General features: G+C 70.9%; 18 protein-coding genes and 1 tRNA gene. 7 read left to right on the top strand and 12 right to left on the bottom strand.

Annotation, left to right across the window (positions count from 1 at the left end):
• Positions 1–96: 96 nt before the first annotated feature.
• From ACFXGX_RS01905 to ACFXGX_RS01920, 4 genes are read right to left on the bottom strand one after another with little or no spacing between them, the layout of a single operon-like run.
• Complete coding sequence (locus ACFXGX_RS01905; RefSeq protein ID WP_384783620.1) at positions 97–309, bottom strand: formate dehydrogenase subunit delta; 213 nt, start codon at positions 307–309, stop codon at positions 97–99.
• A gap of 1 nt (position 310) precedes the next feature.
• Complete coding sequence (gene fdhF, locus ACFXGX_RS01910) at positions 311–3133, bottom strand: formate dehydrogenase subunit alpha (RefSeq protein ID WP_384783622.1); 2823 nt, start codon at positions 3131–3133, stop codon at positions 311–313.
• Positions 3130–4755, bottom strand: a complete 1626-nt coding sequence (locus ACFXGX_RS01915) for a formate dehydrogenase beta subunit (RefSeq protein WP_384783624.1) — start codon at positions 4753–4755, stop codon at positions 3130–3132. The genes fdhF and ACFXGX_RS01915 overlap by 4 nt, the downstream gene beginning before the upstream one ends.
• Positions 4752–5216: an NAD(P)H-dependent oxidoreductase subunit E gene (locus ACFXGX_RS01920; RefSeq protein WP_384783626.1), complete on the bottom strand. Its 465-nt coding sequence runs from the start codon at positions 5214–5216 to the stop codon at positions 4752–4754. Before ACFXGX_RS01920 ends, ACFXGX_RS01915 begins: the two co-directional genes overlap by 4 nt.
• Positions 5217–5565: 349 nt before the next feature.
• Here ACFXGX_RS01920 and ACFXGX_RS01925 point away from each other — a divergent pair, with 349 nt between their 5' ends.
• Positions 5566–6255: a GntR family transcriptional regulator gene (locus ACFXGX_RS01925; protein WP_384783628.1), complete on the top strand. Its 690-nt coding sequence runs from the start codon at positions 5566–5568 to the stop codon at positions 6253–6255.
• A gap of 44 nt (positions 6256–6299) precedes the next feature.
• On the opposite strand, the gene ACFXGX_RS01930 is transcribed toward ACFXGX_RS01925, so the two are convergent.
• Both ACFXGX_RS01930 and ACFXGX_RS01935 read right to left on the bottom strand, forming a co-directional pair.
• Positions 6300–7247 carry an acyl-CoA dehydrogenase family protein gene (locus ACFXGX_RS01930; protein ID WP_384783630.1) on the bottom strand — a complete coding sequence of 316 codons (948 nt, stop codon included), beginning with the start codon at positions 7245–7247 and terminating at the stop codon, positions 6300–6302.
• Positions 7248–7390: 143 nt separating this feature from the next.
• On the bottom strand, positions 7391–7945 hold the full coding sequence (locus ACFXGX_RS01935) for a beta-class carbonic anhydrase (RefSeq protein ID WP_384783632.1): 555 nt from the start codon (positions 7943–7945) through the stop codon (positions 7391–7393).
• 683 nt (positions 7946–8628) lie between these two features.
• On the opposite strand from ACFXGX_RS01935, the gene ACFXGX_RS01940 reads away from it, so the two are divergent.
• On the top strand, positions 8629–9507 hold the full coding sequence (locus tag ACFXGX_RS01940) for an ABC transporter substrate-binding protein (RefSeq protein ID WP_384783634.1): 879 nt from the start codon (positions 8629–8631) through the stop codon (positions 9505–9507).
• A gap of 129 nt (positions 9508–9636) precedes the next feature.
• On the opposite strand, the gene ACFXGX_RS01945 is transcribed toward ACFXGX_RS01940, so the two are convergent.
• Both ACFXGX_RS01945 and ACFXGX_RS01950 read right to left on the bottom strand, forming a co-directional pair.
• Complete coding sequence (locus ACFXGX_RS01945; protein WP_384783636.1) at positions 9637–12282, bottom strand: SpoIIE family protein phosphatase; 2646 nt, start codon at positions 12280–12282, stop codon at positions 9637–9639.
• A 278-nt stretch (positions 12283–12560) separates the two neighbouring features.
• Positions 12561–13307 (bottom strand): SGNH/GDSL hydrolase family protein, encoded by a 747-nt coding sequence (locus tag ACFXGX_RS01950; RefSeq protein WP_384783814.1) that lies wholly within the window; start codon positions 13305–13307, stop codon positions 12561–12563.
• A 264-nt stretch (positions 13308–13571) separates the two neighbouring features.
• On the opposite strand from ACFXGX_RS01950, the gene ACFXGX_RS01955 reads away from it, so the two are divergent.
• Together ACFXGX_RS01955 and ACFXGX_RS01960 are read left to right on the top strand one after the other, a co-directional pair.
• Positions 13572–14168, top strand: a complete 597-nt coding sequence (locus tag ACFXGX_RS01955; RefSeq protein ID WP_384783638.1) for a 2'-5' RNA ligase family protein — start codon at positions 13572–13574, stop codon at positions 14166–14168.
• 318 nt (positions 14169–14486) lie between these two features.
• Positions 14487–15728 (top strand): Ig-like domain-containing protein, encoded by a 1242-nt coding sequence (locus tag ACFXGX_RS01960; protein WP_384783640.1) that lies wholly within the window; start codon positions 14487–14489, stop codon positions 15726–15728.
• Between the two features lie 191 nt (positions 15729–15919).
• Here the strand turns inward: ACFXGX_RS01960 and ACFXGX_RS01965 are convergent.
• Positions 15920–16004 (bottom strand) — tRNA-Leu (locus tag ACFXGX_RS01965).
• A 141-nt stretch (positions 16005–16145) separates the two neighbouring features.
• Between ACFXGX_RS01965 and ACFXGX_RS01970 the strand changes: the two genes are divergently transcribed.
• On the top strand, positions 16146–17477 hold the full coding sequence (locus tag ACFXGX_RS01970) for a DUF2254 domain-containing protein (protein ID WP_384783642.1): 1332 nt from the start codon (positions 16146–16148) through the stop codon (positions 17475–17477).
• Positions 17478–17695: 218 nt separating this feature from the next.
• Here the strand turns inward: ACFXGX_RS01970 and ACFXGX_RS01975 are convergent, their stop codons facing one another.
• The 3 genes from ACFXGX_RS01975 to sucC form a co-directional block, all read right to left on the bottom strand.
• On the bottom strand, positions 17696–19291 hold the full coding sequence (locus tag ACFXGX_RS01975; RefSeq protein WP_384783644.1) for an aldehyde dehydrogenase family protein: 1596 nt from the start codon (positions 19289–19291) through the stop codon (positions 17696–17698).
• Positions 19292–19435: 144 nt separating this feature from the next.
• Positions 19436–20374 (bottom strand): succinate--CoA ligase subunit alpha, encoded by a 939-nt coding sequence (gene sucD, locus ACFXGX_RS01980; RefSeq protein WP_384783646.1) that lies wholly within the window; start codon positions 20372–20374, stop codon positions 19436–19438.
• An 11-nt stretch (positions 20375–20385) separates the two neighbouring features.
• Positions 20386–21516, bottom strand: coding sequence for an ADP-forming succinate--CoA ligase subunit beta (sucC, locus tag ACFXGX_RS01985; RefSeq protein ID WP_384783648.1), 1131 nt, complete (start codon positions 21514–21516; stop codon positions 20386–20388).
• Between the two features lie 166 nt (positions 21517–21682).
• On the opposite strand from sucC, the gene frc reads away from it, so the two are divergent.
• Positions 21683–22915, top strand: coding sequence for a formyl-CoA transferase (gene frc, locus ACFXGX_RS01990; protein WP_384783650.1), 1233 nt, complete (start codon positions 21683–21685; stop codon positions 22913–22915).
• Position 22916: 1 nt separating this feature from the next.
• Positions 22917–25064 carry an acetate--CoA ligase family protein gene (locus tag ACFXGX_RS01995; RefSeq protein WP_384783652.1) on the top strand — a complete coding sequence of 716 codons (2148 nt, stop codon included), beginning with the start codon at positions 22917–22919 and terminating at the stop codon, positions 25062–25064.
• Positions 25065–25181 lie beyond the last annotated feature (117 nt).

Genomic DNA, 25181 nt, shown 5'->3' on the forward strand with positions numbered 1-25181 from the left:
CCGGTTTCCGGTTCTGCGGTTTCCGGTTCTGGCGGTGGCTGATCCTGGTGGTTCCCGGTTCTGGCGGTGGCTGGTCCTGGTGGTGGTCACCCTCGCTCAGCGCAGGAGCCGCACCGCCGCGATCACCAGCGGATGCAGCCCGTCGGCTCCGGCGTCGGCGTACGCGAGGAGCCGGGAGCGCATGCGGGGGTCCCAGAAGCGGCTGATGTGCCCCGCGACGGCCTCGGCGGCCGACTCCTCCGGCAGGTGCCCGAGGTTCACGGCGATGTCGTTGGCCATGCGGCGCTCCGGTGGCACGGTCGCCGTCATCTCAGTCCACCACCGTGAGGACGTCGTCGGCGGCCCGTTCCGGTGACCTCGCGGCGTGCCCGAGCGGATGGGCGAGTCCCACCTGTACGGCGGTCACCTTGTACTCGGGGCAGTTGGTCGCCCAGTCCGAGTTCTCGGTGGTCACCACGTTGGCTCCGGTCACGGGGTGGTGGAACGTCGTGTAGACGACGCCGGCCGGCATCCGGTCGGAGATCTCCGCCCGCAGGGTGGTGCGCCCGACGCGGCTGGCCAGCGTCACCAGCGCGCCGTCGGTGATGCCACGGACCTCGGCGTCGTGCGGGTGCAGCTCCAGGATGTCCTCGGGATGCCAGGCGACGTTGCCCGTTCGCCGGGTCTGCGCGCCGACGTTGTACTGGCTGAGGATGCGCCCGGTGGTGAGCACCAGCGGGAAGCGCCGGGTGCTGCGCTCGTTGGTCGGCACATAGGCGGTGACGACGAACCTGCCCTTGCCGCGCACGAATTCGTCGACGTGCATGACGGGAGTCCCCTCGGGAGCGCAGGCGTTGCACGGCCACTGCACGCTGCCCAGCTTGTCGAGCAGGCCGAAGGACACTCCGGTGAACGTCGGGGTGACGGCGGCGATCTCGTCCATGATCCGGCCGGGATGGTCGTACGTCATCGGGTAGCCCATGGCGGTGGCGATCTCGCACACGATCTGCCACTCGTGCCTGCCGGTCCTCGGCTTCATCACGGCGCGCACCCGGTTGATCCGGCGTTCGGCGTTGGTGAAGGTGCCGTCCTTCTCCAGGAAGGACGCGCCGGGCAGGAAGACATGGGCGAACCTGGCCGTCTCGTTGAGGAACAGGTCCTGCACGACGACGAGTTCCATGGCTTCGAGCGCGGCGGTGACGTGCTGGAGGTTGGGGTCGGACTGCGCGATGTCCTCGCCGTGCACGAACAGGCCGCGGAACGTCCCGTCGATCGCCGCGTCGAACATGTTGGGGATCCGCAGTCCGGGTTCGGCGAGGAGGGTGCCGCCCCACAGGTTCTCGAACACCTCACGGACGGCGTCGTCGGACACATGGCGGTAGCCGGGCAGTTCGTGCGGGAAGGAGCCCATGTCGCAGGAGCCCTGGACGTTGTTCTGCCCGCGCAGGGGGTTGACCCCGACGCCGTCGCGGCCGATGTTGCCGCACGCCATCGCGAGGTTGGCCATTCCCATGACCATGGTGGAGCCCTGGCTGTGTTCGGTGACACCGAGGCCGTAGTAGATGGCGCCGTTGGGTGCCGTCGCGTACAGCCGTGCGGCGGCGCGCAGTTGGCCGGCCGGGACACCGCTGAGCTCCTCGGTGGCCTCCGGGCTGTTCTCGGGCCGGGCGACGAACTCCGCCCACGCGTCGAAGCCCTCGCACCGGGTGTCCACGAAGGACCGGTCGACCAGCCCCTCGGTGACGACCACATGGGCCATGGCGTTGACGACGGCGACATTGGTGCTGGGCCGGAGCTGGAGGTGGTGCGCGGCCTCGATGTGCGGGGAGCGCACCAGGTCGATGCGGCGGGGGTCGACGACGATCAGCTCCGCGCCCTCGCGCAGGCGCCGCTTCATCCGGGAGGCGAACACCGGGTGTCCGTCGGTGGGGTTGGCCCCGATCACCATGATGACGTCGGCCTCCGCCACGGAGCGGAAGTCCTGGGTGCCGGCCGACTCGCCGAAGGTCTGCTTGAGTCCGTATCCGGTCGGGGAGTGACAGACGCGGGCGCAGGTGTCCACGTTGTTGTTGCCGAACGCGGCGCGCACCATCTTCTGGACGACGTACACCTCCTCGTTGGTGCACCGCGACGAGGAGATCGCGCCGATCGAACCCTGCCCGTACCGGTGCTGGATGTCCCGCATCCGGCGGGCGACCGTGCCGATGGCCTCGTCCCAGCCGACCTCGCGCCAGGGGTCGGTGATGCTGTCGCGCACCATGGGCTTCAGGACCCGGTCGGGGTGGCTCGCGTAGCCGAAGGCGAAGCGGCCCTTCACACAGGAGTGGCCCTCGTTGGCTCCGCCGTCCTTGTACGGCACCATCCGGACGAGTTCGTCGCCGCGCAGCTCGGCCTTGAAGGAGCAGCCGACACCGCAGTAGGCGCAGGTGGTGACCACCGACCGGGTCGGCATGCCGAGTTCGACCACCGACTTCTCCTGGAGCGTGGAGGTCGGGCAGGCCTGGACGCACGCGCCGCAGGAGACGCACTCGGAGTCCATGAACGTCTCCGCGGCGCCGGGTGAGACCTTGGAGTCGAAGCCGCGTCCCTCGATGGTGAGCGCGAAGGTGCCCTGGACCTCGCCGCAGGCGCGGACGCAGCGGGAGCAGGCGATGCACTTGGCGGGGTCGAAGTCGAAGTACGGGTTGGAGGTGTCCTTCTGCGCGTCGAGGTGGTTCTCGCCCTCGTAGCCGTACCGCACCTGGCGCAGGCCCACCACGCCCGCCATGTCCTGGAGTTCGCAGTCGCCGTTGGCGGGGCAGGTGAGACAGTCGAGCGGATGGTCGGAGATGTACAGCTCCATGACGCCCTGGCGGAGCTTCTCCACCTTCGGTGTCTGGGTCCTGACCGTCATCCCGTCCGCCACCGGTGTGGTGCAGGAGGCCGGGGTGCCGCGCCGGCCGTCGATCTCCACCACGCACAGCCGGCAGGAGCCGAACGCCTCCAGGCTGTCGGTGGCGCACAGCTTGGGTATGCCGACGCCGGCGAGCGCGGCGGCACGCATCACCGAGGTGCCCTCGGGGACGGTCACCGCCAGCCCGTCGACCTCCACCGACACGGTGGCCGCCCCGGGCCGTTCCGGGGTTCCGAAGTCGGGTTCCTTGAGCAGTGTCATGAGGTGCCCTCCCGCCTCGCGCCGCCGTGCCGCCGGGAGTCGGGCTCCCGGCCGGATTCGCGGGCGAGGAAGTCGTCGGGGAAGTGGGTGAGGGCGCTCCGTACGGGCATCGGGGTGAGCCCGCCCATCGCGCACAGCGAACCGTCGGTCATCAGGTCGCACAGGTCCTCCAGGAGCGCCAGGTTCTCGTCCCGGTTCCGGCCGGCCACGATCCTGTCGATGACCTCGACGCCGCGTACCGAACCGACCCTGCACGGTGTGCACTTGCCGCAGGACTCGGCGGCGCAGAACTCCATCGCGAAGCGGGCCTGGGCGGCCATGTCGACGGTGTCGTCGAAGACGACGACACCCCCGTGGCCGACCAGCGCACCGGCTTCCGCGAAGGCCTCGTAGTCCATGGGCAGGTCGAACATCGAGGGGGGCAGGTAGGCGCCGAGCGGTCCGCCGACCTGCACCGTGCGCACCGGGCGCCCGGAGAACGTACCGCCGCCGAAGTCCTCGACGAGTTCGCGCAGGGTGACGCCGAACGCGGTCTCGACGATGCCGCCGTGCGCGATGTTGCCGCCGAGCTGGAAGACCTGGGTGCCGCGCGAGCGTTCGACACCGAGTCGCTCGTAGGCGCGCGCTCCGGCGGCGAGCACGACGGGGACGGTCGCGAGGGTGAGTACGTTGTTCACCACGGTCGGTCTGCCGAACAGGCCCTCGATCGCCGGGATCGGGGGTTTGGCCCGGACCGTGCCGCGTTTGCCCTCCAGGCTCTCCAGCATGGAGGTCTCCTCGCCGCAGATGTACGCGCCGCCGCCGACGCGCACCTGCAGGTCGAAGTCGAGTTCCGAACCGAGGATGCCCTCGCCGAGCCAGCCGTGTTCGCGGGCGACGCCGATCGCGGCCCGCATCGTGGCCACCGCGTCCGGGTATTCCGAGCGGATGTAGACGTAGCCCTCGCTCGCCCCGACCGCGTGCGCGGCTATGGTCATGCCCTCGATGAGCATGAACGGGTCGCCCTCCATGACCATCCGGTCGGCGAAGGTGCCGCTGTCGCCCTCGTCGGCGTTGCAGCAGACGAACTTGAGGTCGTCGGCGCGGTCGAGGACGGTCTTCCATTTGACGCCGGCCGGGAAGCCCGCGCCGCCCCTGCCCCGCAGCCCGGACGCGGTGACCTCGGCGACCACGTCCGCGGGCGGACGCTCCAGCGCGGCGCGCAGTCCGGCGAGGCCACCGTGTGCCACGTAGTCGTCCGTGGACAGCGGGTCGGTGACGCCGATCCGGGCGAAGGTGACCCTGTTCTGCCGCGCCAGCCACGGGAGTTGGTCCACGACACCGAGCCGCAGCAGATGGTCGGCACCGTCGAGCAGGCCCGCGGCGAGCAGGTCCTCGACGTCCGACGGGGCCACGGGGCCGTATCCGACGCGGCCGACCGGGGTCACCACCTCGATCAGGGGCTCCAGCCAGAGCATGCCGCGTGAGCCGTTGCGTACGACGTCGAGGGGGACGCCGTCGCGCACGGCGGCCTGCCGCAGCGCGTCCGCGACGTCGTCCGCGCCGACGGACCGGGCCGCCGAGTCGCGGGGGACGTAGACGGTGGTCGCGGGGGGCGCAATGTCATTGACGTCGTCGTTCACGAGGAGACCGTCCCCTCCAGGATCGCGCCCAGCCGGACGGGTCCGACGCGTCCGTAAAGCCGCCCGTTCACCTCGACCGACGGGCCCAGGGCGCAGTTGCCGAGGCAGAAGACCTGCTCGACGGTGACGGCGCCGTCCGCGCTGGTCTCCCCGAGTTCCAGTCCGGCCTCTCGGACGTAGACCACCAGACGTTCGGCGCCGAGCGCCTGGCAGGCCTCCGCCCGGCAGACGCGCACGGTGGTGCGTCCGGCCGGTTCACCGCGGAAGTCGTGGTAGAAGGTCACCACTCCGTGGACGTCCGCCCGGGAGAGGTTGAACTCGTCGGCGAGCACGGGAATCGCCTCCGGCGGCACACAGCCCAACTCGGCCTGTACGGAGTGCAGTACGGGCAGGAGCGCGCCGCGCTGATCCCGGTGAACGGCCGCCGCCCTCCGGACCACGCTCTCGACCGTGTCATCCACGCTGGCCGTCATAGTCGCTCCGCCTTCCGTCGTGCGGGTCCCGGGCGATGCCTGCGAGACTGAGACAATACCCCATACAGGCTTCTGTATACAGAACTCAATCCAAATCAACTTCCGTCGGCCGAGCGACAATTGACCCCGGGGGACGACGACCGTCGGCGCGTCGCGAGCGCCCCGCACACCGTGGATGCCCTGCCGGCACCCCTGCCGACCTGGGAATCACCTCCCGGCGACCCATCGTCCTGCATACGAAAACCTGTATGCTGACGCGGCCGTCGGCAACCCTTTCGGCGGCCACCTCTTGGCAGAGCCGTCGGCCCCGCGGGCCCGGTGGCGGAACGGGGTTCCCATGCGTGAGGCACTCACGGCCGCCGCGACCCGGCGCGTCACCCGCCCGGCGCCGCTTCGGCAGGCGGTGTACGACGCCCTGACCGAGCTGATCGTCAACGGCTCCCTCAAGCCCGGCCAGCATCTCGTCGAGGCCGAGCTCGCCGAGCATCTCGGGGTCAGCCGACAGCCCGTACGGGAGGCCCTGCAGCGGCTCCAGACCGACGGTTGGGTCGATCTGCGCCCCGCGCAGGGGGCCTTCGTCCACTCCCCCACCGAGGAGGAGGCCGCCCAACTCCTGGACGTCCGGGCGGTGCTGGAGACCTACTCGGCCCAACTCGCCGCCCAGCAGGCGAAGCCCGGGGACGTCGAAAGGCTCTGGGAGTTGCACCAGGAGGGCGTCGACGCCCTCGCCGCGAGCGACATCGAGCGGCTGGTCGCGGCCAACACCGCACTGCACACCTTCATCACCTCGATCGCCGACAACGCCGTACTGGCCGAACTGATCGCGGGGGTCAGCCAGAAGGTGCGCTGGTACTACACGCCGATCGCGCGGCCCCGCGGCAAGGAGGCCTGGAACGAACACGCCCAGCTCATCAGGGCCATCGCCAAGGGCGACTCCGACCGCGCCGGCGAGGTCATGCGCAAGCACACCGAGCGCACCACCGGCTTCTACCGCAAGCAGCTCGCCGCCGGGACGAACCAGGACTGACCGGAGGGGCCCTCGCGCGGAAGCCATGACGCGCGTCCGCCGCGTCACGCCGCGGGGGCGGGCCGAAGCCCGGCGTCTCCGGGCTTGAGCGTTTCGCCCGCGGGCCGGAGGGTTCCGTCCCCCTGCCCGCGCCCTTCGTCTCCGGGCCTGAGCCGTTCGTCTCCATGATTGAGCCCTTCGTCTCCGGGCCGGAGCTGTCGCCCCCCGGACCGCAAGACGTTCGGCTCGGGTCCGGATCCGGGAAACGCGCCGGCTGCCGCCGCCGTCAGTTCCAGCAGCCACGGCCGCACGGTGCACAGCAGCACGTCGAGTCCTCCACCGTCCGGTCCGAGCATCACGTCGGCGGGCACGAGCACCGGATCCGCGTGCAGGGTGGAGGTGGCACTGCCCCTGGGTCCTCCCCCGCCGGACCGGGCCGGGACGAACAGGTCCGAGGCCTGCGCCGGGACGACCCACAGCGTCAGACCGTCCCGCCCGGCGAGCGGCCGCGAGGACCAGAGGTAGCTGTCGGCCTCGCCCGCCGCGACCACCTGGTGCTTGCGGCCTCGCAGGGCGACCACGTCGGCGAATCGGGCGGCGACCGAGCGGGACTTCCCGTACGACCTCTCGTACGTCGTCCCGTACGTCGTCTCGTACGTCGCCCCGTAGGGATCCTCGTCCAACGCCAGGCCGGCGAGATGCCGCCCCGCGGCGACCTCCTCCCGCACCCAGGAACCGCCGCAGGACTCGATGGCGGCGACCGCGGCGAAGTGGGACGCGAGCACGGCGGCGGTCGCCGGGCAGACGCGGGCGGTCCGCGCGACCACGTCGGCGGCCGCGGACAGCCCGAGGCCGGCGCCGCCGGACTCCCGGGGGACGGTGAGACCGAGGAGTCCGGCGCGACCGAAGGCCGACACCGCGTCACGAGGGAACCGGCCTTCCACGGCCGTCAGTTCGGCGGCGGGTGCGACGACTTCGACCAGGACGGCCGAGAGAGAAGTGCGGTGGGACACGGGGTGACCCCCTCCTCGCGAACAGCTTCCCACGGGAACTGCATACAGTATGCAGCTCGTAATCGCGTTGGACCAGAGAGGCGGGACGGCGAATCCCGGCGACCCGGCCGGCACCAATGGATCGGGACCCCGATCTCGACTCCTCAGTCCCGCGGGTCGATCTCCCTCAGCAGCCCGGTCGTGACGTCGAAGACGAAGCCGCGGACATCGTCGGTGTGCGGAAGGAACGGTGACGTCCGCACCCGCCGCATCGACTGCCGTACATCCTGGTCGACATCACGGAACGCCTCGACCGCCCAGGCCGGCCGCTGCCCGACCTCCATCTCCAGCTCGTGCCGGAACTCCTCGGTGATGCTCTGCAGACCACAGCCGGTGTGGTGGATGAGTATGACGCTGCGCGTACCGAGGGCACGCTGACTGATCGTCAGGGAACGGATGGTGTCGTCGGTGACGACACCGCCCGCGTTGCGCACGGTGTGACAGTCGCCCAGTTGGAGACCGAGGGCGGCATGCAGATCGATGCGGGCGTCCATGCAGGCCACGACGGCGACGCCCTGAACCGGCCGCGCGTCCCTGCCCGGGTCCACGAACCCGGCGGCATAGGCGCGGTTGGCGGCCACGAGCCGGTCGATGACCGTCCCGTCACCCGGAAGGCGGTCGGCGGACGGGGCGGGACGACGGGATGCTGAAGTCGACATTGCGGGGCTACCTCACTCCGGTCGATGACGGGAAGACCTCTACCCCTTTCATGTATGCGATATGCGATAACCCACGTTCTCCCCGACCTCTTGCGGAGCCGTCACGCCATCCGGCGGGAAGGAAGGGCGTCCACCCCCGGAGCGGCACGGGGTCGCCGACCGCCGCGCCAGGCCCTGCCGACACGGCACCTCGCCTCGGCGTGAAGCCCACACCGCACCGCGCCTCGGTGTGGAGCCGACACAGCACCGCGCCTCGGCGTGAAGCCGACACAGCACCGCGCCTCGGCGCCACCTGACCCGAACGGCAGGCCCCCGGGACTCCGCGCACCCCACGACCGTACGGGGCATGACGCGACGACCGTACGGGGCACGGCGCGCGAGGGCCGTGCGGGGCCCTGCGCGCGCCGCCTTTCATCGGCGGCGGAACGGTCCTGTCCCTCGGTGTCGCAGGGCGGTCATCGACGGTGATGGCACCCGGCCTGCACAAACGGGCGCGTGGCGCGGGTCTCGCCATGGAACCGGCCGCGTCGGCCGCCGTGGCCGTGCTGATCACGGCCACGGCCCTGTCGATCGACAGGCCGCGCGGCATCACGCCGTGCGGACGGCGGCTCCAGAGCGCGCGACGACGGGTTCAGGGTGATTTATGGTGACTCAAGGAGGACGCCCCGACCGGAGGTGCAATGATGCGCGCCGCGGCAGCGATCGGCTCTCTGGCTGTCAGCGTGGCGCTCATCGTCGCGACATCGGCTTGCGACGAGGGTGAGCCGGAGTCGACGAAGACCCAGTACGGGGACTGTGACGTCTCGGGACACCACGGAGAGTTCCACCTGTCGCCCAAGACGGCGGGCGCCCTCACGGTCAAGACGACCCTGCCCGCCCCCGGCTGGTGGAACGGCGACACGCCGGCCTCCGTCAAGAGCGGCTACGAGTACTGCATGGCCGCCAACATCGCCTACCGGTCCGGGCTCGACCGGCTGAAGGTGGAGAACGCCCCCTTCCCCGAGGTCGTGTCCGGCCGGACCACGAACTTCGACCTGGCCCTGGCGCAGATCACGATCACCCCGGAACGGAGCAAGGTCGCCGCGTTCTCCCCGCCCTACCTCGACTCGACCCTGGGAGTGCTGATCAGGGACGGCGAGAAGATCAATGAGAACAACCTCCGCGACGTGCGTATCGGAGTGGCCGAGGGCACCACGGGTGAGGCGTTCGTCAAGAACCGCCTCAAGCCGACGAAGCCCGTCACCGCCTACGCCAACGACCCGGAGATGGTCACGGCGCTGGAGAAGGGCCGGATCGACGCGGTCGTCCACGACACGACGATCCTGCTGGCGTACCCCCAGAAGCGGGAGGGCAGGGTGCGCATCGTGGGGCAGTACCGGACCGACCAGGGTTACGGCGCCCTGTACCCGAAGGGGTCACCGAACAAGAGCGAGCTCGACCATGTGATCAAGCAGCTCATCGACGACGGGACGCTCGCCAAACTGTCGGTCGTCTATCTCGGGGCCGCTTTCGGCCAGGACCCGGACAAGATCCCTTACTTCACGGTGAAGGAAGGTTCCTGAACGCTCCGGCCCGCCCCGCACCGCACCACTCGCCCCGCACCTCGCGCCCCACACCACGCGGCACGCACCCCGCACCACTCGGCACGCACCCCACACCACGCACCCCGCGGCGGTCCGGTCCGCCCCGTTTCACAGGTCCGCCAGCAGAAGACTTCCCAGGTCCCCGGCGGCTCCGGCGTCGAGCGCCTGCTCAGCCCAGATGATCTTGCCCCGGTCGGTGTACCGGGTCCCCCAGCGGCGGGACATCTGCGCGACGAGGAACAGACCACGGCCCCCCTCGTCGGTGAAGGCCGCGCGGCGCAGGTGCGGGGAGGTACTGGTGCCGTCGGCGACCTCGCAGATGAGACTGTCGCGATCGCGCAGCAGCCGCAGACTGATGGGGCTCCCGCCGTAGCGGATGGCGTTCGTCACCAGTTCGCTGAGGATCAGCTCGGTCGTGAAGGCGGCCGCGCCGAGCCCCCAGGCCTCCAGCCGGCGGGTGGCCTCGGCGCGGATCCGTGAGACGGCCGCGGGGTCTTCCGGCACCTCCCACTCCGCGACCTGGTCGGGGTCGAGCAGCCGGGTGCGTGCGACGAGCAGGGCGACATCGTCAGTCGCCCTGGTGCGCAGCATCGCGTCGAGCACCGCCTGGCAGGTGTCTTCGGGGCTGGTGCCCTCCGTATGGGCGAGCGCGTCCTTCAGCATGCCGAGCCCGGTGTCGATGTCACGGCCGCGGGCCTCGACCAGGCCGTCGGTGTAGAGAACCAGCCGGCTGTCGGCGGCGAGCCGGAGTTCGGCCGTCTCGACCGGCAGGCCCGCCCCCACGCCCAGGGGCGGGGCGACGGGGATGTCGGGGAAGGTCACGGAGCCGTCGGGCGAGACCAGCGCCGGACCGGGATGGCCGGCCCGGGCGATGACACACCGCCCGGAGACCGGATCGTAGACCGCGTACAGACAGGTGGCACCGGTGATGGCCTCCGCCGCCGCGTCCTCGTCGATCCGGGTGATCAGGTCGTCCAGGTGCCCGAGAATCTCGTCCGGAGCCAGGTCCAGGGCGGCGAAGTTGTGCACCGCCGTCCTCAGGCGTCCCATCGTCGCGGCCGCGTGCAGACCGTGTCCGACGACGTCGCCGACGACCAGGGCCACCCGGGCCCCCGGCAGCGGGATGACGTCGTACCAGTCGCCGCCCACCCCCGCCTGGGCCGGCAGGTACCGGTGTCCGACATCCAGCGCGGACAGCTCGGGGAGCACCCCGGGCAGCAGGCTGCGCTGGAGGGTGACGGCCGTGATGTGCTCGCGGGTGTAGCGGCGGGCGTTGTCGATGCACACGGCCGCCCGGGCGGCGAGTTCCTCTGCCGGGGACAGGTCGTCCGGCTCGAACGGGTCCTGCTCCGAACGCCAGAACTCCACGACTCCCAGCAGTTGTCCCCGCGCCTGGAGCGGCACCGAGATCATGGAGTGGATGCCGTAGTCGATGATCTTCCGCGTCCGCTCCGGGTCCTGGGCCCGCCATCCGTCGGCCGTGGCGAGGTGCTCCACGAGGACCGGCCGGCCGGTGACGATACCGATGGCCACGGGGTTGCCCGGCACGTGGTGCATGCGGGTCCCGACTGGGGAAAGCGGCGCGTCGTCCCGGACGCCCGCCGCCGCGACGCGGTGCATCTCCATGTTCGCCCCGGTCGGTTCACCACCGTGCAGCACGGGTTCCACCAGCTCGATGGTCGCGAAGTCGGCGAAGCGCGGGACGGCCACCTCGGCCAGTTCCTCGGCGGTGCGCTTCACGTCGAGGGTGGTGCCGATCCGCGTACTGGCCTCGTAGAGCAGTCGCAGGCGCCCGCCCGCCACGTCCGCCCGGCCCGCGAGGGCGCGCAGCTCCGTGGTGTCCCGCAGGGTGGCCACGCTGCCCCCCTTCGGCCCCACCGGCCGCACGTTGACCGCGAGCAGGGTGTCCCCGGCCAGGAAGACCTGGTCGGTGACGGCCTGGCCGGATCCCAGCAGTGCGGCCAGGGCCGGGCTCAGCCCGAGTGCGGTGACCGCCCTGCCCTCGGCCTCCGGCGGCAGCGCGAGCAGCCGGCGCGCCTCGTCGTTGGCCAGTTGCAGTGTTCCGTCACCGTCCAGGATGATCACGCCTTCGCGGACCGCGTGCAGCACCGCGTCGTGGTGCTCGTACATACGGGTCATCTCCACCGGCCCCAGGCCCGCGGTCTGGCGCCGCAGACGCCCGCTGACGAGTGCGGACCCACCCGCGGCCAGCAGCAGCGCCACACCGCCGGCGGCGAAGATCACCGGCAGTTGGTTCTGGACCACATTGGCCACCTTGTCCACCGTGACCCCCACGGTGATGAGGCCGACGACGGTCCCCCTCTCGTCGAAGACGGCCACCGTCGAGTCGACGGCCTTCCCCAGACTGCTGTCGAAGGTGGTCTGGTGGGGCTGGCCTCCGAGCGCCTCGCCGTAAGACGTGGAGACGTGCTTGCCGATCTGGTCCGGGTCCGGGTGGGTCCACCGGAAGCCGTACGGGCTCAGCGCCACGACGTAGTCGACGCCGGTCTTCTTGCGCACCACCTCGGCATGGGGCTGGAGTGCCGCCGTGGGGTCCTTGCTCTTCATCGCCGCCGCGGTGCCGGGGGCGTTCGCGAACGTCTCGGCCACCGCCAGTGACCGGTCGCCGGCCTCCCGGATCGCCCGGTTGCGGTCTTGGAACACGAGCACCACCACGGCCGTGGCGATGAGCAGCAGGACGACCGCCAGTTGCAGCAGGAAGACCTGACCGGCGACGCTCCGCGGAGTCAGCATCGACCGCACACGCCGGCCAACCGATCGGCGATGGGCCTCCGGGCCCGACTCCGGCGGCCCGGCCTTCGGCTGCACACGGTCGCCCCGTCGGCTCGCTGGGACATGTCGCCCAAGTTTGCCCATTTCATCAGTATCAGTGACTGCCCCGGCGGGCGCGGCTCAGGACAGGCCGATCCCGGGTTCCCGGTGCTTTCGCCGAGACGGCCGACCGGGGTACGGCCGGCCGTTCGACGGCGGAGGTCCGGGGGCGAGCCGGGCCGGCCCGCCCCCGGGGGAGATCAGCTGTTGGCGTTGAGGACGGGGTAGTAGCCACTGGCGTGGCCGGTGGCGGTGGGGTGGTACGACTCCCAGCTCGGCGAGACCACCAGGGAGTGCAGCCAGCCGTCGCTGGAGCACAGCTCATGGCCGCCGAACGTGGTGCGGACGTCTCCGAAGACGAAGCCGTGGGCGGCGGCACGGCCGGCGATCACGCTGTCGATGACGTCCGACGCCTCGTCGATCTTGCTGTGCTTGGTGGCGCTGAGGCCGACGCAGAAGACGTTGAGCGTATACATGTGCGGGTAGCCGAGAACGACCACCTTGGCGTTGGGCGCCTTGGCGCGGATGGCGTCGTACGTGGCGTCCAGGCGGGCGGGGAGCGTGTTCCGGGCGTAGTTCTCGGCCGTGTTCACGCGATTGACGCAGTCGGTGTCCGAGCCGGTCACGCAGGTGGTCATGACGTCCGAGAAGCCGGCGTCGTTGCCGCCGATGGTGAGTGAGACGAGGCCGGTGGAGGAGTTCAGAGGGGCGAGCTGGCTGTTCGTCACATCAGTGGTGACCGCACCCGAGCAGGACGTGTCGGCGAACGTGGACGGTGCGTGGGCGTTTTTCCACAGGTAGGGGTAGGCACTGAGGCTGCGGTGGCAGCCTCCGCTCGAACTGTCGTAGTTCCCTGCGCCGTTGCCGGCCGAGTACGAGTCACCCAGCGCGACATAGGCCGGTCCGGCGGCATGCGCCGGACCGGTCAGCACCAGGCCGAACATCATCGCGAGACCGAGGGCGACAAGGGTGGATCGCAATTTGACGCGTCTCACAGGACCTCCCTGAGCGGGAAAGCTGGCCCTCATTTGGTACAACGGGCAACCACTTAACGGAAGTGTTCATGTCAACATTGTTTCCGTATTCAACATCACGTTTGACGTCACGGAAACACGTCGGGGACCGGACGCACGGCACCCTGGAGGAGGAGGTGTGACGGTGGGAGAGGACGCGTGATGCGAACCGGCGACGGGATGCGTCCATCAGACGGGATGCGTCACTCGGCGGTGGCCTGGATCCCGCCCGCGGAGCTGTGGCCGCCGATCCAGGACATCCGCCGGGACTACGATCCGCAGATCCACCGCTGGCCGCCGCACGTCAATCTGCTCTTCCCTTTCGTGCCCGAGTCCGATTTCGAGCGGGCCGCCTCCCCGCTCGCCGCGGCGACGGCCGAGGCACCGGTCTTCACCGCCCGGCTGGACGGGGTGCGGACCTTCCGGCACAGGGCGTACTCCACCGTGTGGCTCGATCCGGCAGCGGCCGGCACGGCACCCTGGGAGAACCTGCACCACCTGCTGCGGCAGCGGTTCCCGCTCGGCCATGGGCCCGCCAGGAACTTCACTCCGCACCTGTCCCTGGGCCGGACCCGGGATCCGCGGCGCGTCGGCGCCGACTGCGCCACCCGGCTCGACGCGATGACGGCGACGGTCTGGGAACTCGTCCTGCTCTCGCGCACGGGTCACGGGCCGATGCGGCCACGGGCCACGATCGCCCTGAGCACGGGCGAGATCCGCCGGCTGCCCGCACCCGGCCTCGAAGCGCCCGGCCCGGAGGACACGGCCTGGCTCTCCGCGATCTCCGACAGGTGAGGCCACGGCCGGGCGGCGGGATGGCGGGCCGAGCGCCAGTCACGGCCCGGCGGCGGCCCGGTGCCAGGCCGGCAGTCGGCCGCGCCGGCCCCCTCACCCCCCTGCCGCCGTACGACCCGCTCCGCTCGGCGAGCGCGGATCGATCACGTGCCGTCCGGCCGTCGAGCGGAGCCCCGGCGACGCACGCGCAACACGGTGAGGCTCGCCACAAACCCCTCCCCAAAAACGGACGAATAGATAAAAATGCTTCTTTGGAGCTGATTGCCCCCTTTGCAACCGGCTCCATGGACTCAACGACCAGCGGCATGGGAGAAGCGTTTGATCACCGTACGCAAGCGGCGCACCGGGCTGATGGCTACGGCCGGGGCACTCGCACTCACGGCGCTGGGCGGTACCAGTTACGCCGCCACCAACGACACCGGGACTCACCCGGAGACACGGGCACAGGCGCACACACAGGCACAGACAACCCAGACGGACGCCCAGGACGTCTCCGACGCCCGAATAAGGATCACGCCCGGGCAAGGAGTCCACAGCCTCGGGGTCAACGACCCCGTAAACGTCACCGTCGGCGACGGCAGACTCACCAAGGTGACCATGACCGCCGTCGCGACCGGCACCGAGGTTCAGGGCACCCTGTCCGCGGACGGCACGTCCTGGAAGGCGGACGGCCCGCTGAAGCAGGCCACCCGTTACCAGGTCGCCGCGGAGGCCGTGGACGCGAAGGGCCGCGCCGCCACCGAGAACGCCACGGTCTCCACGGTCTCCCCGGCCAACGACTTCCTCGGGCACCTCTCCCCCGAGAACGGCTCGACCGTCGGTGTGGGCATGCCGGTGACCTTCAACTTCGACAAGGCGATCGGCGACAAGGCCGCCATGGAGTCGAAGATCCAGGTCAGCTCCAGCAGCGGCGAACAGGTCGTCGGTCACTGGCTCAACAACAGCCGTCTGGACTTCCGCCCCGAGCACTACTGGAAGCCCGGCTCCACCGTCACCGTCAACATGAACCTCGACGGCGTCCAGAAGACGGTCACGTTCAAGATCGGCCGGAGCCAGATCAGCACCGTCGACGCCAAGACGAAGCAGATGACCGTCAAGCGGGACGGCAAGACGATCAAGACCATCCCGATCTCGTCCGGCAGCGCCGAGCACCCGACGTACAACGGCCAGATGGTCATCTCCGAGAAGTACCGGCAGATCCACATGAACGGTGCGACCGTCGGCCTCACGGAGAAGAACGGCAAGCCCTCGTACGACATCGAGGCCGTACCGCACGCCATGCGCCTGACCGCCTCGGGCACGTTCATCCACGGCAACTACTGGGGCGGCGACTCGGTCTTCGGCAAGGTCAACACCAGCCACGGCTGCGTGGGCCTGAAGGACGTCAGGAACGCCGGCGACGGCAAGCTGCCCGCGGCGTGGTTCTTCGACAACTCGCTGACCGGTGACGTCGTGATCGTCAAGAACTCCGGGGACAAGGCCACGGTCGCCCCGGACAACGGCCTCAGCGACTGGAACATGCCGTGGAGCGAGTGGGTCTCCGGCAGCGCGTCGAACTGACGCCACGCCATTCGCGCACGCGAACCTGAATCCCCTCCGCCCGGGCGGCGGCCGACACACCACCGGCCGCCGCCGCGCGACGCCAGGGACGCTCGGACGGCCCTCACCCCGAGGAGTCCTTGAGCCAGGGAAACGCGACGAGGACCACGACCGTCAGGTCGGGGTCCTCGTTCGTGCATCACTACACAATGTGTCCGAGGGGGGACTTGAACCCCCACGCCCGATAAAGGGCACTAGCACCTCAAGCTAGCGCGTCTGCCATTCCGCCACCCGGACAAGGTGTCTGCCGCCTGGCCGGGGGTGTTCCCCGCGGCGACATGGATAACAATACCAAGCTTTCGGAGTGCCCTTCACCTGCATATCCGGCCCCCGGAGCGGGTCCGCGGAGCGGGGCGGGGGTGCGCCTACAGTCTCACCATGGGTGACTGGATGACTACCGGCGGTCTGCGGCAAGGGCGGCGGCCGAGAGCGCTGTCGCCGTGGCGGGAGCATCTGCGGGACACGTTCTGGTTCGCGCCCACCGCGGCCATGGTGCTGGTCTTCGTGGTGTGGGCGGCGGCGACCGCGCTCGACACCGCGATCGTCGACGCGCTGCACGACGCGCGCGACTACGACACCCTCGACGATCTGCTGCGTCTGGCCGACGACGCGAAAGCCGTGGTGACCGTGGTCAGCTCGGCGATGATGACCTTCATCGGTGTGGTCTTCAGCATCTCGCTGGTCGCCGTGCAGATGGCGAGCGGGCAGTTCAGTCCGCGCGTGGTGCGGATCTTCGTACGGAGCCGGATCACCAAGGCCACCTTCGCGGTGTTCCTCGCCACCTTCCTGCTGTCGCTCCTCGTGCTGACCTCGTACGAGGGGCAGGCCGAAGCGATGTACGTGACCTCGATCCCCCTGGTCCAGTCGATGCTGACACTCACGATGCTGGGGCTGAGCCTGCTGCTCTTCGTGCTGTACGTGAACCAGACCCTGCGGCTCATGCGCATCAGCCATGTCATCGACCGCATCACCCGCGAGGCGTTCAAGGTGGTCGCGCGCATGCCCGTGGCCCGCTCGACCGGCGAGGAGGACGCGCTCGGGCCCGAGACCGCCCGGGTCGCCCACCACGGGCGGGCCGGCGTTCTGCGGGACGTGAACATCGCCCGGCTGGTGCGGGCGGCCAAGGGGGAGGACGTCGTGCTGCGGCTGCTCCCGCGGATCGGCGACTTCGTCGTACCGGGCACTCCGCTGTTCGCCGTGCACGGAGGTCCCGCCCCGGCCGGGCGGTCGCTGAACCACACCGTGTCCGTCGGGGTGGACCGCACCTTCCACCAGGACTTCGCGTTCGGACTGCGTCAGCTCGCCGACATCGGGCTGCGGGCGCTGTCGGCCGCGGTGAACGACCCGACCACGGCCGTGCAGGCGATCGACCGCATCGTGCAGTTCCTGGCCGCCGTCGCCGGCCGGCCCCTCGACCCCGCTCTCTACCGGGACCGGCGCGGGAACGTACGGCTGGTGCAGCCCGTGCCGGGCTGGACGGAGCTGGTCGATCTCGGGTTCGCGGAGATCCGGGGCTGCGCGGTGGGCACTCCGCAGGTCACCCGGCGCATCGTCGCCGGCCTGGACGATCTCGCCGCGATCGCTCCCGAGGACCGCCGTCAGCCCCTGCTCCGCCACCGCGCGCTGCTCGTCGAGGCCGTCGAGCGCTCCGTACCCGAGCCCTCGGACCGCGCGTTCGCGCTGCACCCGGACCGGCAGGGCATCGGCTAGCCGACCGGCACCGCACGGCACGGCACCCCACGGCAGCAGGGCATCGCCTTGCATGGCATACATATCCCTGCATTGGCACTGCATAGCCCTGCAAAGCCCTGCATGGCGTGCCGGGGCAGCACGGCGCGGGACTCGTGCAGCCGACCCCGGTCGGCCGGGGCACCGCGCCACCGGCCGGGCCGGCTCACGGCATCAACCGGCTCAGGTCATCAAGTGGCTCACGGCATCAAGTGGTACTCCGGGAAGTTCCCCGGCAACCGCTCCCCCGCCGGGCCCTGGGTCACCGCTCGCACCAGGAGTTCCCCGCCAACGAACGCGCCGCGCCACGACGCGCCGAAGCCGCCGAAGAGTTCGTCGCGGTCGCCGCGGGAGCGGGGCCTGCCGTGGCCGACCTTGAACGCGCGGATCTGGGGGGCCAGCCGGGTGTACGTCGCCTCGTCGTCCGTGGACAGGGTGGCGACCAGCGCCCCGTTCGAGGCGTTCATCGCGGCGAGCAGTTCGGCCTCGGTGTCGACCAGGACGATCGTGTCGACCGGGCCGAAGGGTTCCGCGTGGTGCAGCGGTGAGGAGGGGGGCGGGCTGAGGAGCGTCACGGGCTGGACGTACGCCGCCGTGTCCTGGCCGGGCAGGAAGCGGGCGTCGGACGGCTTGCCGCGGTACAGCGGGACCGCGCCCCGGTCGATGGCCTCGGCGACCTGGTCGTTCAGCTCCTTGGCCTTGGCCGCGTTGATGACCGGGCCGAAGTCCAGCGACGGATACGGGTCGCCGGGCCGCTCGACGGCCAGCGGGTGACCGGTGCGCAGGGTGCGGACGGCCGGCAGGTACGCGGCGAGGAAGTCGTCGAACAGCGCGCGCTGGACGACGAAGCGCGGGTACGCGGTGCAGCGCTGCTTGCCGTAGTCGAAGAGCTTGGGAACGACCGCCGTCAGCGCGTCCCAGTCGCTGTGGTTCCAGACGCCCCAGGTGTTGAGCCCCTCCTGTTCGAGGACATGGCGCTTGCCGAGGTCGGCGACGGCGGTGGCCACCGCGGCGCCGGTGTCCCGGCCGCCGACGAAGGAGACGCAGCCGATCTCGGGCGCGCGCACGAGCGCCTCCGACAGTTCGCTCCCGCTGCCGCTGACCAGGGTGAGGGGAATGCCTTCGCGTACGGCGAGCGCGCAGGCCAGGGTGAGACACGCGACGCCGCCGTCGGTCGGGGTCTTGGCGATGACCGCGTTGCCCGCCAGTGCCTGCACCAGCATCGCGTGGACGAGAACGCTCATCGGGTAGTTCCAGCTCGCGATGTTGGAGACGGGGCCGTCGAGCGGGGTCCGGCCCTCCACCATGGGTTCGATGCCGTCGACGTACCAGCGCACGCCGTCGATCGCGCGGTCCACGTCGGCCGTGGCGAGCCGCCAGGGCTTGCCGATCTCCCAGACGAGCAGGAGCGCGAGCAGTTCACGGTGTTCGGTGAGGGCGTCGAGGGCCGCCGCCACGCGGGCCCGGCGTTCGGCGAGGGGCACGTGCCGCCAGGCGCGGTGCTGGTCGAGCGAGGCGCGGACGGCCGCCCGGGCGGCGGCGCCGTACAGGCGTGGGGGTCCCGCGACGGGTCCGCCGTCGACGGGGCTGGTGGCGGGCAGGGCCCGGCCGTCGGTCTGCCAGCCGGAGTTCCAGAGGTTGAGCACCCGGTCGTCGCGGAACGCCTCGGGGGCGACGGCGAGGGACCGCCGCCAGGCGTCGGTCCAGGACGTGCCGGACTTGAGGACGAGGGGGGCGGGGGCGTCGGGGCCGCGGCGGAGCGGCGGGGCGGACGGGGTGGGGCCGGGGGTTGTCACGCGTGTCTCCGCTCTCGGTGCACAGTCGGGGGCGGGGGGCCCGGCCCCTGCCGGACGGGCAGGTCGTACGGGCCCTCGCGAACAGTTGTCGCGTACGTAAGGGGAAGGCGGTGCGCGCGGGCGGCTTCCGTCAGTCACCTCAGGTCAACTATGGGTGACATCACTCGGGGTCGCTCGCTCCGCCAGCCGCGCGAGGACCAGCCGGGCCGTCTCGGTCGGGGTTCCGCCGACCTGGACCCCGACCGCCTCCAGGGCCTTCCTCTTGGCCTCGGCGGTGCCCGAGGAACCGGAGACGATCGCGCCGGCGTGCCCCATGGTCCGGCCCTCGGGGGCGGTGAATCCGGCGATGTAGCCGACGACGGGCTTGGTGACGTGATCGCGTATGTACGCGGCCGCCCGTTCCTCGGCGTCGCCGCCGATCTCCCCGATGAGAACGATCAGCTCCGTGTCGGGGTCCTTCTCGAAGGCCGCCAGACAGTCGATGTGCGAGGTCCCGACGACGGGGTCCCCGCCGATGCCCACACAGGTCGAGAAGCCGATGTCCCTGAGTTCGTGCATGAGCTGGTAGGTGAGGGTGCCGGACTTGGAGACCAGACCGATGCTCCCCGGGCCGGTGATGTCGGCGGGGACGATGCCCGCGTTCGCCTGTCCGGGGGAAATGAGGCCGGGACAGTTGGGGCCGATGACGCGGGTCCCGTGGGCGGCGGCGTGCGCGCAGAAGGCGACCGAGTCGTGGACGGGGATGCCCTCGGTGATGACGACGGCGAGCGCGATCCCGGCGTCGGCGGCCTCCAGCACGGCCGCGCGGGCGAAGGCGGGCGGCACGAACACGACGCTCACGTCGGCTCCCGTCGCCTCGATCCCCTCGCGCACCGACCCGAAGACGGGGACGGTCCTCGGCGCTCCTCCCCCGCCCTCGGGGCCGGGGAGGTCGAACTCCACGGTCAGACCAGCCTTGCGCGGATTGACCCCGCCGACGACGTCGGTGCCGGCGGCGAGCATCCGCCGGGTGTGCCGCATGCCCTCGGCGCCGGTCATGCCCTGGACGAGGACCCTGGACTCCTGGGTGAGAAAGACGGCCATGTCCCGCTCCTTCAGCTCGTGTGGGCCAGTCGGGCGGCCAGGCGGGCGGCGGCGTCCATGGTGGCGGCCTGGTGCACCAGGGGGTGCGCGCGGTCGCCGAGGACGGCGCGGCCCCGGGCCGCGTTGTTGCCGTCGAGCCGGACCACGATCGGTCTGGTCGGCCGTACGGCGTCCAGGGCCCGCACGATGCCGTCGGCGACGGCGTCGCAGGCGGTGATGCCGCCGAAGACGTTGACGAGGACGGACCTGACTCCGGGGTCGGACAGGACCACGGACAGTGCGTCGGACATGATCCGCGCGGAGGCCCCGCCGCCGATGTCGAGGAAGTTGGCGGGGCGGGCGCCGCTTGCGGCGACCACGTCGAGCGTCGACATGACGAGGCCGGCGCCGTTGCCGATGACACCGACCTCGCCGTCCAGCTTCACGTAGTTGAGGCCCTTGGCGGCGGCCGCGGATTCCAGCGGGTCGTCGTGCGAGGTCTCCTGTCCGTCCCAACGCGCCTGACGGTAGCGGGCGTTGTCGTCGAGGGTGACCTTGCCGTCCAGGGCCATGAGCTGCCCCTGGGCGGTGCGGACGAGGGGGTTCACCTCGACGAGGAGGGCGTCCTCGCGGACGAGCACCTGCCAGAGCCGGACGAGGACGTCGGCGGTGCGCGGTGGCAGTCCGGCCGCCCTGACGATCTCGGCGGCCTTCTCCGGGGTGACGCCCTCCGCGGGGTCCACGGGGACGCGCGTCACCGCCTCCGGCCTGGTCGCCGCCACCTCCTCGATCTCGGTGCCGCCCTCGGCGGAGGCGATCGCGAGGAAGCGTCCGGCGGCGCGGTCGAGGACGTACGAGACGTAGAACTCGGCCTCGATGTCGACGGGTCGGGCCAGCATGACCGTGCGGACCGGGTGGCCCTTGATGGTCATGGCGAGGATCTCGCGCGCCGTGCGTTCGGCGGCGTCCGGGTCCTCGGCGAGCCGCACTCCGCCCGCCCTGCCGCGCCCGCCCGTCTTCACCTGGGCCTTGACGACGGCCCGGCCGCCGAGCCGGCGGGCGATGTCGCGCGCCCCGCCGGGCGAGTCGGCGACCTCGGCGGGAGGCACCAACAGCCCGTGTTCCGCGAAGAGTTGACGCGCCTGATGTTCGTACAGGTCCACGATTCGGCTCCTGTCCTGAAAGTGGTGCGCGACCCCTGGACATCACCCATCGGATGCGGGATAACCATCTTCATACAGTATTCGTCGACTGTATGCAATGTACGAACCTGGCCCGCCCGCCGCCGCGACCGGGGCGGCTCACCGCAACAAACAAGTGAGGTGACCTGTGACGACCAAGGCTCTCGAAGGCATCCGGGTCCTGGACATGACGCACGTTCAGTCCGGCCCCTCGGCGACCCAGTTGATGGCATGGCTCGGCGCCGACGTGGTCAAACTCGAGGCGCCGAGCGGTGACATCACCCGCACCCAGCTGCGGGACATCCCGGACGCCGACTCGCTCTACTTCACCATGCTCAACAGCAACAAGCGCAGCATCACCCTCAACACCAAGACCGAGCGCGGCAAACAACTCCTGACCGAGCTGATCCGCCGCTCCGACGTCCTCGTGGAGAACTTCGGCCCCGGCGCGATCGACCGTATGGGCTTCACCTGGGACCGTATCCGCGAGATCAACCCGCGGATCGTGTACGCCTCCATCAAGGGCTTCGGGGACGGCCCCTACACCGACTTCAAGGCGTACGAGGTGGTCGCGCAGGCCATGGGCGGCTCCATGGCCACCACCGGGTTCGAGGACGGCCCGCCGATGGCCACCGGCGCCCAGATCGGCGACTCGGGCACCGGCGTCCACGCCGTCGCCGCCGTCCTCGCCGCACTGCTCCAGCGCACCCGCACCGGACGCGGCCAGCGCGTCAACGTGGCCATGCAGCACGCCGTCCTCAACCTCTGCCGGGTCAAGCTGCGCGACCAGCAGCGCCTGGCCCACGGGCCGCTCGCCGAGTATCCCAACGACGACTTCGGCGACGAGGTCCCCCGCTCGGGCAACGCCTCCGGCGGCGGCCAGCCCGGCTGGGCCGTCAAGTGCGCGCCCGGCGGCCCCAACGACTACGTCTACGTGATCGTCCAGCCCACCGGCTGGAAACCGATCACCCGGCTGATCGGCCGCCCCGAACTGGCCGACGACCCCGGCTGGGCCACCCCGCGGGCCCGGCTGCCCCGGCTCGCCAAGATGTTCCAGCTCATCGAGGAATGGACCACGACATTGCCCAAATGGCAGGTGCTGGAGAAACTCAACGCCGAGAGCATCCCGTGCGGACCGATCCTGTCCACCAAGGAGATCATCGAGGACGCCTCGCTCGCCGCCAACGACATGGTCGTCGAGGTCGCGCACCCCGAGCGCGGCTCGTACGTCACCGTCGGCAGCCCGCTCAAACTCTCCGACTCCCCCGTCGACATCACCGCCTCCCCGCTGCTCGGCGAGCACAACGAGGAGATATACATCGGCGAACTCGGCCTCGGCGACGAGGAATTGCGGCTTCTCAAGACGGGCGGGGTGATCTGAGGTGACCGCTCAGGACCGGGTGGCGCGGGTGCGGGCGCTCCTCGACGGCGTACGGCGCGAGGGCCGCACCGCGCTGACGGCGCCCGAGGGCAAGCGGATCGCCGACGCCTACGGGATCGCCGTGCCCGGCGAGGAGACCGCCCGCGACGAGGACGAGGCGGTGGCCCACGCGGAAGGGTTCGGCGGCCCCGTCGTGATGAAGATCGTCTCCCCCGACATCCTGCACAAGACCGACGCGGGCGGGGTGCTGGTCGGTGTCGAGGGGGAGGCGGACGTACGGGCCGCCTTCCGGACGATCATCGGCAACGCCCGTGCGTACGACGCCCGCGCCCGCGTCGACGGCGTCCAGGTGCAGGAGCTGATCCCGCCCGGGCAGGAGGTCATCGTCGGCGCGGTGACCGACCCGACCTTCGGCAAGATCGTCGCCTTCGGACTCGGCGGTGTGCTCGTCGAGGTGCTCAAGGACGTCACCTTCCGGCTCGCCCCCGTGGACGCCGGTGAGGCGCTGTCGATGCTCGACTCGATCCGCGCGGCGCAGATCCTGCGCGGGGTGCGCGGCGGGCCCGCGGTGGACCGGGCGGCCCTCGCCGAGCAGATCCGCCGGGTCTCCGAACTCGTCACGGACTTCCCCGAGATCGCAGAGGTGGACCTCAACCCGGTGATCGCGACCCCGCGCGGCGCGATCGCGGCGGACATCCGCGTGATCCTCGGCGCGAGCGCCCCGGCCGGGCGGCGCCGGTACACCCGTGAGGAGATCCTCGCCTCCATGGACCGGCTGATGCGGCCGAGGTCGATCGCCGTGATCGGCGCCTCCAACGCCCCGGGCAAGATCGGCCACGCCGTGCTGCGCAACCTCGTCGACGGAGGCTTCGCGGGCGAGATCCACCCGGTGAACCCCAAGGCCGACGACATCCAGGGCCGCAAGGCCTACGCCAGTGTCACGGACATCCCCGGCGAGGTGGACGTCGCGGTCTTCGCCGTCCCCGCCCGGGCGGTGCCACGCGTCCTGGAGGAGGCCGGACGCAAGAACATCCCCAACGCGGTCCTGATCCCCTCCGGTTTCGCGGAGACCGGCGAACAGGCGCTCCAGGACGAGATCACGGCCATCGGCGAGCGGTACGGCATCCGGCTGCTCGGTCCGAACATCTACGGCTACTACTCGACCTGGCAGGACGTGTGCGCCACGTTCTGCACGCCCTACGACGTGAAGGGCGGTGTCGCGCTCTCCTCGCAGTCCGGTGGAATCGGCATGGCCGTACTGGGGTTCGCCCGCACCACGAGAACGGGTGTCTCGGCGATCGTCGGGCTCGGCAACAAGGCGGACCTGGACGAGGACGACCTGCTCACCTGGTTCGGCGAGGACCCGCACACCCGGTGCGTGGCGATGCACCTGGAGGACCTCAAGGACGGCCGCGCCTTCGTGGAGGCGGCCGGGGCCACCGTCCCGAAGAAGCCCGTCGTCGTCCTGAAGGCGGGGCGGACCGCCGCCGGCGCCCGGGCCGCGAACTCGCACACCGGAGCCCTCGCGGGCGACGACGCCGTGTACGACGACATCCTCAGGCAGGCCGGGGTCATCAGGGCTCCCGGTCTGAACGACATGCTGGAGTACGCGCGCGCCCTGCCGGTGCTGCCCGCTCCCCGGGGCGACAACGTCGTGATCATCACCGGCGCGGGCGGCAGCGGCGTGCTGCTGTCCGACGCGGTCACCGACAACGGGCTGTCCCTGATGGAGATCCCGCCGGACCTCGACGCCTCCTTCCGGGAGTTCATCCCGCCGTTCGGGGCCGCGGGCAACCCGGTGGACATCACGGGCGGCGAGCCGCCGTCGACGTACGAGGCGACGATCCGGCTCGGTCTGGAGGACCCGCGCGTCCACGCGCTCGTCCTCGGCTACTGGCACACGATCGTGACCCCTCCCATGGTCTTCGCCGAGCTCACCGCGCGCGTGGTGGCCGAATTCCGCGAACGCGGCATCGAGAAGCCCGTGGTGGCGTCGCTCGCGGGCGACGTCGAGGTCGAGGAGGCGTGCCGGTACCTCTACGAGCGAGGGGTCGTGGCCTACCCGTACACCACCGAGATGCCGGTGGCCGTCCTCGGCGCGAAGTACCGCTGGGCGCGTGCGGCGGGCCTGTTGGGGGGTCGTTCATGACATGAGGACGCGGGGGGCCGGCCGACGGGGCGCCGCGGCCCCCCCCCCCGCCCCCGTGCCCCCCAAAAACCAATGGGCGGGGGGGCGGGCACCAACAATATAAGCCACGCGGACTCG

This window comes from Streptomyces sp. NPDC059371, assembly GCF_042751995.1.
Lineage (GTDB): Bacteria > Actinomycetota > Actinomycetes > Streptomycetales > Streptomycetaceae > Streptomyces.